The organism is Candidatus Hydrogenedentota bacterium (assembly GCA_019695095.1).
In the GTDB taxonomy this organism is placed as follows: Bacteria; Hydrogenedentota; Hydrogenedentia; order Hydrogenedentales; family SLHB01; genus JAIBAQ01.
In genome coordinates this window covers 15,783-27,256 of record JAIBAQ010000082.1, presented here as the reverse complement: position 1 = coordinate 27,256, position 11,474 = coordinate 15,783, and the positions used below count along the sequence as shown (strand labels likewise).

7 protein-coding genes are annotated in these 11,474 nt (G+C 52.9%); 1 reads left to right on the top strand and 6 read right to left on the bottom strand.

From position 1 onward, the window contains the following. Positions 1–421: 421 nt before the first annotated feature. The 6 genes from K1Y02_14515 to K1Y02_14490 all read right to left on the bottom strand — a co-directional run bounded on the left by K1Y02_14515 (position 422) and on the right by K1Y02_14490 (position 9,935). On the bottom strand, positions 422–1,042 hold the full coding sequence (locus K1Y02_14515) for a hypothetical protein (GenBank protein ID MBX7257570.1): 621 nt from the start codon (positions 1,040–1,042) through the stop codon (positions 422–424). A 193-nt stretch (positions 1,043–1,235) separates the two neighbouring features. Next, on the bottom strand, positions 1,236–4,151 hold the full coding sequence (locus K1Y02_14510) for an O-antigen ligase family protein (GenBank protein ID MBX7257569.1): 2,916 nt from the start codon (positions 4,149–4,151) through the stop codon (positions 1,236–1,238). A 118-nt stretch (positions 4,152–4,269) separates the two neighbouring features. Next, entirely contained in the window at positions 4,270–5,499 is a 1,230-nt protein-coding gene (locus tag K1Y02_14505; protein MBX7257568.1) for a glycosyltransferase family 4 protein, read from the bottom strand. Then, positions 5,496–7,115 carry a heparinase II/III family protein gene (locus tag K1Y02_14500; GenBank protein ID MBX7257567.1) on the bottom strand — a complete coding sequence of 540 codons (1,620 nt, stop codon included), beginning with the start codon at positions 7,113–7,115 and terminating at the stop codon, positions 5,496–5,498. Before K1Y02_14500 ends, K1Y02_14505 begins: the two co-directional genes overlap by 4 nt. Before the next feature lie 160 nt (positions 7,116–7,275). Further along, positions 7,276–8,646, bottom strand: coding sequence for a sugar transferase (locus tag K1Y02_14495; GenBank protein ID MBX7257566.1), 1,371 nt, complete (start codon positions 8,644–8,646; stop codon positions 7,276–7,278). Then, positions 8,643–9,935 (bottom strand): tetratricopeptide repeat protein, encoded by a 1,293-nt coding sequence (locus K1Y02_14490; GenBank protein ID MBX7257565.1) that lies wholly within the window; start codon positions 9,933–9,935, stop codon positions 8,643–8,645. Before K1Y02_14490 ends, K1Y02_14495 begins: the two co-directional genes overlap by 4 nt. 410 nt (positions 9,936–10,345) lie before the next feature. On the opposite strand from K1Y02_14490, the gene wecB reads away from it, so the two are divergent. Then, entirely contained in the window at positions 10,346–11,467 is a 1,122-nt protein-coding gene (wecB, locus tag K1Y02_14485) for a UDP-N-acetylglucosamine 2-epimerase (non-hydrolyzing) (protein MBX7257564.1), read from the top strand. Positions 11,468–11,474: the final 7 nt, after the last annotated feature.

Genomic DNA, 11,474 nt, shown 5'->3' with positions numbered 1-11,474 from the left:
TCGAAATAGTGACCGTCATCGTTGGGGCCTCTGTGAGCCAGCATTCGAGTCATCGCCTCTACAACGCCAGGGTCTACAGGGTTCCCTGCCCGGAGATTAAGCTTTCCGCAGATGCCGCACATGTCGTTACTCCAAGGGAAGTCGAGTAAGGCTACAGTCTGCTTCCAAACAGCAGGATTGTAGCCACACTATTGAGCAAGAATTCGCCGCGCGCAACCGTGCGCAAACGCATCTAGACGTGAAAACTGAACATGCCAGTTCCTGGTAGTGTCCGGGGCGGCTATTCATTCGTTCTCACCTGACTTTTCTATTCGAGTGTTTCGCAATTAGTCTACTATGAGTCCTGCTGATTGACGCTTAGCGGAATCTGCCGCCTGGGTTTCACGTTCGTCACTGCATCCATGATCTGTGCCGTTTTCTGCTAGCGCAACGAAAGTTGCTCCTTGGCACTCCGAAGAATCTCATTGGCCCATGCCAAATTCTCGCCTTCCCCATTCGGCAAATACGATTCGATATAACGTATCGCCATCTCAAATTCACCTTTTTCGAACAAGACGTCTCCGGCGTAATAGGCACTTAGCCCGCCGGGCTGTATCTGGTCTGAGTCACGAAAAGCTTGCAGCGCGCGATCGGCATCTCCCTTTTGGCGAAACAAACGTCCTTCCATGAGTTTCGCCTGGGCTTGCTGATAACGATCGTTCTGAGCCTCTGCGGAGTTGTACCATAGCCGGCAACGTTCCAGGCCGTCTTCGTATCTCCGCATCTGGAGAAGGGCTTCGCACAACGGGAAGTACAACCAAATGTTGAAATTACCCCTGTTGAAGGCTTCCTCCAAGTAAGAGAGAGCCTTCTCCGGTTCTCCTTGCCATAGGACAATCTTACCTAATCGCGTGAGAGTCTCGGTTCGATTCACTGAATGGGAGAACTTAAGATCGAGTGCGTCACGATAGACGTTCGCCGCGTTCTGTTCCTGGCCATCCAATTCAAACTGGATCCCGCGCTCCAGCATGACTTCGCCAATCTCCAGCGCCAACCCGTCCACGAGTCCCCTGGCCTGAGTGCTATATAACCAACTTGCCAGGAGTATGCACAGGCATGTCAAAAGACTCAGCCCAAACGACAGTCTGTTGAGGGAGGTCGAGCCGTCCTGCAACGGAGGCTCCGTATATCTGCTGTTAGCCGGTAGCATACGCTTCAGTAATCTAAGATCCTGTCCCCTGAGGGTCAATCTCGCGCTATGGCGCGGAACCCAGTGCCGACATTTCACTCTGAATTCGGTTACGCACTTCTACGGAGATACTTGGGTTATTGAGAAGCAGAAGCCGGTACTGCATCCGCGCTTCGGCAAATCGACTTGCCTTTGCAAGAACTCTTGCTTTTGTCCAAATGACATTGGGATCACCAGGCGCGGACTTCGAGGCAAGATTGATCAAAGCAATGGCGTCTTCCAGCGATCCAAGGTTAGCCAGGCATTCCGCCTTGTCGGCAATTACCTCCACTTTAGAATTCTCGGGCAGACGCTCCAATGCCTTTGAGAATGCGTCTTCCGCTGCTTGCCACAACTCCAGGGACTTATTTATTCGCCCCAGATTGTACCAAGCTATGCCCGTCTCTGTATCCACTCGGCCATTTTGGCTCAACGCTCGGGCCATTTCTTCCACAATCCACGAGTAGTTGCTTATCAATCGAGCGGTGTCCCCTCTCTCGGAATCGTTCAGGAATGCATTGAGTAAACTGGATGTCGCTTCTCTGAAAGTGGCGGGCGAACTGGCCTTCCAAACGGACAATAAGACAATCAGAGGAGTGGGCAATTGCTGTTCGGCTTTGGCGAGAGTTGTCTGTGCTGAAGAAAGAGCGCTTTCGAGTTTTCTCTTGCGTTCACTGGCGTCTTGCGTGAGACTTGCATAGAGGGCCCACGCGTTCAGACTGCCGGGGTCGATTTCTATTGCTCTATTTGCGGCACGTTCCCTCCGTGCTTCGCTTCCTGGTTCATCTCTGAGCGACTCCGCGAGGATGACATGAAGATAGGCAGTTTCTCTAGGCACCGCATTGGGCCTTGATTCGAGTCTCGATATAGCCTCTTCCAGTGCAATAGTAAGGACTTTGCTGTCCTTTCTCTTGTCACATATGCGAACAAAGAGATCCCATGCGGAAGTGGATTCGGGTTCTGACTCTACGGCAGCTCGGATAGCGGACACCGCCTCATCGCGCTTTCCCAACGCATCCATTGCCATGCATATCTTCGTGTATATCCGGGCTCTTTCCTTTCGCTCTTCACTGAATCGCAGAGCATGCTCATAGTGCTCCACGGCGAGCTCGAATGCAGTGTTTACCTCAGATTCGCTTTGGTTTTCTTCATGGATCGATGCGCGCAACGACCAAACCCCGCCGAGCAATTCATGAAGTCGCGGATCAACTGGACACAGCTTCAGCCCGGTGTTTAGGGCATCTTCAGCCTTCAAAAGTTCCTCCAGCGCTGCGCGGTGGCGTACTGTGAGCGGCTCGGCCTGGCGGCCGGCCGCTATCTGCGCACCATAGGTGTAGGCACTACCCATTTCCACGTAGATGGGGATGGAGTTGGGGTTGAGCGCCTCGGCCCGCTTGAGCAGATCAAGCGCCAGATCACTTCTTCCTAAAAGACACGCAACTCTCCCCGCTTCAGTCAACGAAAGCCAATTCCAGGGAGCAAGGCGCACTGAACTGTCCAAGAGTTCCAATGCGGTGTCGTTCGCACCCCATTCTTTCGCACCGCCTGCCCTCTGAAACTGAACTTGCGATATGAAGTACTTCGTCTGCTGAACACATGCAATGAGCGCTAAGCACACACAGGAGGCCATCAGTATCGTCGCCGAGAAACGGTTCGTTGTTGGAGTCGTTGCGCCTTTGTCACTCCAAATTCTTGCTGCCAATATTCCCAACAGGACAAAGAGGATTAGCCCGGAGACTGGAACGTGGAAGTTGAACCCAAAGAAGCTGTCCACCGCAAATGCCAAGAAGCAGCTAGACAGTGTAACGCCAATAAATCTGCGTTCCTGGTCCTGTTCGCGATAGAAATAGATAAGCGAATGCAAGAGGCTGAAGGAAAGAAGTGCGACGTAGAGGAAGAGACCGAGAAATCCTCCTTCAATACCCATCTCAAGATATTCGTTGTGTACGTGGGCATTGATGATCTTCTTGACCGCAAGACAGTACTGCTCGTAGCCAGTCCAGTACGGCGCACTTACGAGTACATAGCTGCCTGGACCGTGTCCGAACAGACTACCATCCCACAGAATTCTGCTGGCAGTGAGAAACGAGTTGTATCGAAGCAGCAGAGAGGTGTCAATAGGAATCCATGTGCCGGCGACGACACGATGCACAAGCAATGCTGTCATCGCAATCGATAGGGAAATTGCCGTGAAGCCGGCCAAGACGCTCAACACAAAGCGAATAGGATTCGTCGCTCTTCGGCGAAGTACAAGCGAAAGTGCGCCCCAAAGGAGTGCAGCCAGCAAAGAAAGAAGTCCTGCTCTGCTTCCCGTAACAGCAAGGTGTAGAGACATCAAGAGAGCAAGGAAGAGCATGGGCCATCGCCAGACACGCTTAAAGCTGAGACCAACTGCAACGACTATGGCCAGGACTAGCGCATGCGACGCGTAATTGGGATTCCCATAGGTTGACGGCGCCCCCCAGTACTCCTCGACATTTCTCGTCTCCCAAGGGAATGGATCGAGTCCAAACTTCTGAAACAAACCATAGACGCTTGAGAGTGCTACCGCGCAACAGAGGATGCCAAAAAGTCTCTCAACTTGGGACACTTCTCGATAGGCGATAGCAATGCCAAAAGCCAGGATAATCGGGCTGTACATGCATATCAGCCAATGCAAGGCATGGCCTGGATTCGGTGATCGCATTACGGTCAGCGCGTTTACGCATGACAACAAAACGAGAAGGCAGGCGGGGGCCGAAATTCGAACGTCAATATTTCTGGAGGATACCGCGCAAGCCGCCACAAGAAACGCAACTACGAGAGACAATCCCGCGGCAATAAGGTATTTGATATCGAAAGCACTGTCATATGAATAAGGAAACAGCGCCAAGACTACGGACGCGAGCCCGATCCCTGTCGCAAACCGTATGAGCCGATCGGGAGCAATTCTCTGCCAGTTCATGGATGACATCGCAAGGAAGACAACCAGGGTCTCAAATCACGATTTCTCAATACTGTGAAACACTCAAGACATCCTTCGGGTCCAGACCATCGGGACAAGCATGCGAACTGCACGCCTATCATGACTTCTGTAGAACCTCTTCAATCAAGCGCACGTAGAGGGCGGCTTTGGCACGGCGATCATGATGTTGCAGGACATAAGACCGGCCGTTTTCTCCTAAATGCTCTGCCAGACTCCTGTCGTTCAATAGACGCAGAATTGCCGAGGCAAACTCCTCAGCAGACTCAGGTTGGACCGCGAGACCGCCTGCCGACTTCTCAATAATCTCACGTGCCTGACCTTCTGCGCCGAGTACTATGGGCCGGCTTGACGCCATAATCTCGAAAATCTTGGACGGGATATTGATCTGGAAATAGGCGCCCTTCAGGAGAGGAACGAGACAGGCATTGGAGGCTGCATAGTACGCGGCGATGTCCTTGTGTTCCTTGACAGGCAAGAACTCAACGTTTCTGATGCCATGGGTATGCGCGTACTCTTGCAGGGCAGGCTTGGCCGCGCCGTCTCCAACGAAGACAAACCTGATCTTCTCTTCTTTCTCAAGCAGCTTCGCCGCGTCCAGAAGAGTGAATAGCCCCTGAGAGACTCCATGCACACCGATATACATGGCGATGAAGTCATCGCTCCATCCATGCTGAGCACGAACATCATCTCCTGCGCAGCCAGGCGCGAAAAGCTGAGGAAGAATGCCGTTTTCAATGGTAAAGCACTTCTGCGCAGGTACACCTTTCGAAATCAGGGTACACCGCGATGCTTCTGCGACTACGACAACGGCGCTGGCGGCTCTATAGAGGAAATTCTCAATCGCCTCAAGCACACGTATAATGACCTTGTTTCGAATCATGCCCACATCAACGGCCTGTTGCGGCAAGATATCTCTAACCTCGAAGACAAGGGCAGCGCCCGTAAGTCGGCTAAGCAGATAGCCCAGTGGTCCCACAAAGAATGGACCGGAGGAAGCGATGATAACATCGTTGCCTCTGCACGCGAGAATCCCTCCCAAGAATGCGCACAGCATAAATGAAACCGAAGCGAGTCCGCGTTTCCAGACTGCACGATTGGGAGTCGCATAGCTCCAAGTCCGCAAGATCCTGTAATTGTCGCGAGTTTCCCTGGTGTAGAGCTTGCCACGATACCGCTCATCGACAATCCCGGAAGGATAATTTGGGAATGTCGTCAGCACGGTCACCTCATGCCCCATCGCGGCCCACTCTGCAGCGTGCTCCGAATTGCGTGCGGCACAGGCCCCAAATTCCGGGGGGAAGTATTGACTGAGAAGGAGTATCTTCATGTGCTTCGACTGTACATGCCGGCAATCGACTCCAGGTCGGACAGAAAGTCAAACGATGACTCACAAGGCGATATAGCATATCCGAAACTGCGACGCAGATCGCACTCGCAACCCAGAATCAGCGTTGGCGACGGAACAGATACGCCGAATTCCGGACAGTACCACCCCTGATAAGGATTTTGCACTCCGGAAACCGTCTTGATTGAATCAACGCTAAATGGAGTGATCAGGAGCGCACCCACGTTCGTTTCGGCGATCCACGCATCGTCACTACGCGTCAACGTTACTTCCGGGTGAAAGTGTATGAAACTCTCCGCCGAAAAGACTCCCGGTCCGGTAGCCTCATCACAAATGACAAAGCACTCACCTTCAAGAAGCAGAATCCGGCGCTGGTGAGTGTACGGCCTGAACCCGTCATGACTCGCGGCAAGTTGCCAACCGTTCTTACTGTCCCCCCATGCAACGAGCGTCGGCGTGTACGTGCGTCCCACGCGAAACCGAGACCAGTATTCGAGTTGATTTCGTTTAGCGATCGATACTGTGTTATGGGCTGCGGTACTGCGACAGTAATCCCGCATCGGCGAGTCTTCGTAATCGGACACTCCGGAATCGACAATAATGCGCTGGCCTGCAAGTGTCAGTTCGAAGCTCAGCATATCGCAATGGGCATGGCCCAGTTGGTAGACAGGTCCTGCGTGCCCCGCCTTCGCAATCAAGCGCATTCTGCTCTTCTTTGTCGTCATGACGTAAAGGCCAGAGTGCTCAAGGGCGCGGCACGATATCAATTCCGATGTGGAAGTGTCTCCGGCGAGTCTCAGGAGAGTTGACGGACGCAGCGTTGAGCCCAGGACTGAATCGCCAAAAAGGGGTATCTCGTTGTCCTCATGCAGAATCGCGCCAAGATACGACGCCATCTCGCGGATGACGCTGTTTACGCTAGCCAGTCTCGCTCCCGTCGCGGCCTGCAACACCAACAGGTCTTCCAACACGTGGCAATGGTACATGGGGCTACGCTCAAAGTGCCCGCCATCAAGCAAAATCTGCTCCTTAAGTTCGCGTTCAAGCAGAGTGACGCCTGTATTGACTGCCTTTTCACCAATGCCTGATTCCCTTCTCAGTACATGACCCGCTAGTACAAGTGCGACTGCATTCTTGAGCAGGTGATTGCCCAAGATATCGTGTTCAAGGTGGCGCAAGAGGAAACTTGTCTGCTCGACCAGACTTGGTAGAGCCAGCGATATACAACTTGGAAACACGGCAAGGGCTATCGCCCAGTTCATGATGCGACACGAGACAGGAAAAGGATCCCAACCGGGCTTAGAACCCTTGGGATTGTGCTCGATCCAATCCGTAAGCCAGCTCCGTGCCAGCCTTTCATCGTGCTGGCCGGGACTTGCGGCGTTGAATTCGGCGAGTATTCGCAAGTATCCCATGTAGTGAAGGGTATAGCGTTCTAACTGGGTCGCGTTTCGCAGTTCCCACGGAATACCAGACTCTACGGCAGTCGGATTGCCCAGGATCCTAAGAATGCCATCGTGGAATTCGCTTGGATTCCCTTGCGTAAGGGGTCGTCCATCTCTGCACTGTGCTGCAAACTCCTGAAGCCGACCCAACACATTAATATCCAGTCCATCAGGAACGGGAAACGCCTTGCCGGATGGTGATAAGGCTATTCGAGATTGGAGTAACCGCCGGACTCTCCACAATACCTGCCCAGACTTGAGGTTCCTGAGTGTTCTCAGGTACCGCGGCACTGTGCGCAGGTTGTACATCTGTCTATTGTGCGCCTCGACCTGTCAACACAATCTTGACGGTCTCGATAAGGACGCGCAGGTCCAACATGAATGACATGTTGCTGATGTACGATAGATCGTATCTGAGACGATCTGCCGGTTTGGAGTCGTATCTGCCAAGGACGTGCGATGTGGCTGTAAGTCCTGGCCTCACCAACAGCCGCAAGCGGAACAGTGGCAATTCTTGTGAAAATTTCTCAACGAAACTTGGCCTTTCCGGTCTAGGTCCAACCAAGCTCATATCCCCCCTCAACACATTCCAGAATTGGGGAATTTCGTCAATTCGACGCCTGCGCAGGAACTTGCCCACACGTGTTACGCGGGGATCGTTCTTCTGTGCCCACTGTGGGCCTGACGCCGATTCAGCATCAACGGACATCGAACGGAGCTTAACGATATTGAATTCGCGCCCTCTCAGGCCGCTGCGCACCTGGAAGTAGAACGCAGGGCCCGGTGAATCGAGTTTGATCAGAATAATCGAAACCAGCAATAGGGGGGAAGCGACCAATAGTCCGAACGTCGCGCAAACAACATCTACGATGCGCTTAAAATGCGGATAGAGCCCGGACAGTGGCCGTGTACAAAGTGCAATGAGCGGAACTCCGCCTATCTCGTAGACGTCGAGCTTCCCCACAATGGACTCATAAGGTCCAGGCACGATGTGAACTCGGACATCACTGTTGCCGTTCACGGACATCAAATCCAGAATGCGCTCCGGGTTGCTAGCCAACAAGTCTCCAAAGACCAAAACCTCATCGGGTCTGTGCTTCTCTAGAATCTGCGGAAGGTCATCAACGAGTCCGAGACAACCGTCTGAAGGAGTGGAATCCTCACCGCTGAAAGCCAGCCATCCAGTTATCTCAACGTCGTTCTTCGAGTATTCTTGAAGCTCGGTGGAAAGCGTCCCCACGCGTTTGGCATCGCCGACGATGACAATTCGACTGTGCAGATCTCCTCGCGTGTGACATTGCTTTCGATACCAGGCCCGCCATCCGACCAGCAAGACCAAACTCAAGACAAACGCCAGCGCAAAAACCGTTCGGCCAATAGGCTGAGCCGAAGGCGCATAGTAATAGATAACTATTGTTGAAGCCGCAAATGAAAGCCCGCTACCACAGACCGTACCGATCGCTGTCGAAAATGCGAGATCGCCCGTATTTCGAATCTTAGAGAAATCATATGCCCTGGCCCCGTAGAGACACGAAACGTGTATTGCAGAAAAAGGCACCATGCTGTAGAGAAGGGTTGAGACCATTTCAATTGGAGCACCCCAAGCGATACGCGCAATAGTCGCCCCAACGTAACAATACACTATGAGAACACTGTCCGTTAAGATGTAGTAAATGGTTTTCACAGTGAGTGAGCTGACTTTGAGGCAGATACCAAAGCTCCGGAATCGGACGGCAACAGTGCCTGGGCCTCTCCTCTTGATGCTTGTTCTGACGTGGACGTTTCTGATTGCACATCGCTGGTTCGCGAGTTCAACTTTAGCAGGGACACAGGCGCTTCCGCACCTGGAGAGAGGGACATCAACAACTCTTGAGCGCCGGGCTGTAGTTGGCTGGGAAACGTTACCGCAAAGCACTGAATGGAGTAGTCCCCACGCCAGCAGGGAGACGGGCCAAGCCGAGGAGGAAGCGACTCTATCACCGTCGTTGTTGATTCCGTTGAAGGCTCGACCGATCTGACAAAGAACTGTACCCTGGGCATTTCCAACTCGGAGAAGCTATCCAAAAAGACGAAGAAGAGGTCCAGCGTAACTGTCTGCCCGGGGGTTATGGAATCGGCGGAAGCTGTAACCCCTTCCAGACTAATGAACGGATGGACAAGCTTATTCAGCGCGCTCGCGGGGCGCATGACCCTCAAGAGACTCTCAACTCGACTCCGCGCCGACTCGTTTCCGGTGCTTGCATAGAGTTTATCAAGTGAGGACATAGCCCAATAGGAGTGAGGGAAATATTCCAGGTGCTTCTCCCACAAGGAAGCTGCCTCGTTCAATTCGCCAAGTTTGTGATGTGCCGAGGCCAGGTCGTAGAGAATCTGCAGAGTGGTAATGTCCGAATGCTCATTCAACGCCTGCTGCCACACTCTGATTGCCTGACGAAAATCGCCTTGGGCAGAATAGGCCTCCCCAAGTCTCCTCAACGCGAGAGAACTTAATGACGGCTCCCGTGCCGCCAGTTCCAGAGGGGCGATTGCGTCCACATGTCTGCCATTCCATAGCAGCCGTTGTCCCAATTCCAGTTGAGCCCACGAATCTTGAGGATTCTTGCTCAGGTACGCGCGACAGACTTCAATGGCCCGCAGTGTGCCGTTTTCCTGGCCATCGAGAAATCGCGCGTATTGTGTTAATGAACCGTACTGCTGGGGCCCGCATTCAATTGCCCTTTGAAATAGTGTATCTGCCTCGGCAATTCGGTTTGTCTTTTCCAGGTAATTTGCAAATGCAAGCAGACCCTCTTCCCGATCAGGATAGCGCCGAACAAGCCTGTCGAATGCAGACTGCGTCTCGCCGGGCGAGCCTTGATCCATCGCGGTCAATGCCGCATTAAGCAGGTATGAATAGGACTGTTGATTCAGTCTTCTCTCAATCGGTCCTCGAAGATACAGGGCTGTAATTGCTGAACCGACAAAGGTCAGCATTAGAAATGTCCAGGCCACTTTGGGTGATAGACTGGCTATTGTTCGCGACGTCATCGCAGTTAAGACCACCGTCTATGCAAGGGCAGACATCCTACCTCAAGCACGGCAACCGCGCACCAGATGAACCCGGGCTCACGGAATCCATGCCACTTATCCTCGCCAAGAGCAATTGGCCCATTATTATACCGTTGGTGGTGCTTTGAGCAAATTTGCGCAGACCGTCTTGCCTGCCGGGGATCAGACGGAGGGGACACGCACTGAAGGGACGCAATGAAGGGACACTTGGATCACTCGCAGTCATCAAGTAAAATGCTGCCAGTTTTCAAGTTTCCCATGGTTTTGTCGACCCTTTGCCGAATCAATCGCACCAAAAGCTGCTATTGTGTTCTGGGGAATTGCGAGGAGAGCACTTGAAAGTCTTAGTCGTTATCGGCACCCGCCCTGAAGCAATCAAGATGGCTCCCGTTGTGAAAGAACTTCAACGGTTCGACAAGACCTTTCAGGTTACAGTCTGCTTGACGGCTCAGCATCGCGAACTCTTGGACCAAGTGATTGATGTCTTCCAGATTCCCGTGACCCACGACCTGAATCTGATGGCTCCGAATCAGTCAATACTTGATATTACGTGCAATGTCTTGCGCGGAATAAGCGATATTCTGGACATTGAGCACCCCGACGTTGTCCTGGTGCATGGTGATACGACCACTTCTTTTGCCGCGGCGCTGGCGTCATACTACAAGAAGATATCCGCTGGCCACGTCGAGGCTGGTCTACGGACTCAGAACAAATACCATCCGTTCCCAGAGGAAATCAACCGGCGGCTGGCCGATCCAATCTGCGATTACCACTATGCCCCTACGCAAAGCGCTCAAGACAATCTTCTGAGGGAGGGCATCTCCGAGAGCAGCATCACCATTACGGGAAACACGGTCATTGATGCGCTCTTGGAAGTCGCATCGACCCCCTATGAGTTCAAGGATTCTCTTTTGGCCGAAGCAGGTACGCATCGACGCCTCATCCTCGTTACCGCACACAGGCGCGAGAGTTTCGGCGAATCGTTCGAGAACATGTGTCTGGGCATGCGTGATATTGTCGACAACAACGCCGATGTGGAAATCGTCTATCCGGTTCACCCCAATCCAAATGTAAGAACGACCGCCAATCGCATTTTGGGAAGTGCATCAAGGGTCCATCTCGTTGACCCCATTGAATATGTCCCGTTTGTCCATCTCATGAAAAAGTCTTACTTGGTCCTAACGGATTCCGGGGGGGTACAGGAAGAGGCTCCTTCATTGGGCAAACCCGTGCTCGTGATGCGGGAGGTAACGGAGCGGCCCGAAGCAATCGCTGCGGGAACCGCGATGCTGGTGGGAACATCACGAAAGCGCATCTTCCAAACCGTTCAGCGCCTTCTTGATGATCAGAACGAGTACCTGAAAATGGCGAGGGCCGTCAATCCCTATGGTGATGGCAAAGCGAGCCTCCGAATTGCAGAACATCTCACCCGAATTGCAGGGAGTACTCTATCGTGAAAAGCGT

Coding starts and splice junctions, on each gene's coding strand:
- K1Y02_14510 (MBX7257569.1), bottom strand. CDS start 4,151: ATGAACTGGCAGAGAATTGCTCCCGATCGGCTCATACGGTTTGCGACA.
- K1Y02_14505 (MBX7257568.1), bottom strand. CDS start 5,499: ATGAAGATACTCCTTCTCAGTCAATACTTCCCCCCGGAATTTGGGGCC.
- K1Y02_14490 (MBX7257565.1), bottom strand. CDS start 9,935: ATGCTGACCTTTGTCGGTTCAGCAATTACAGCCCTGTATCTTCGAGGA.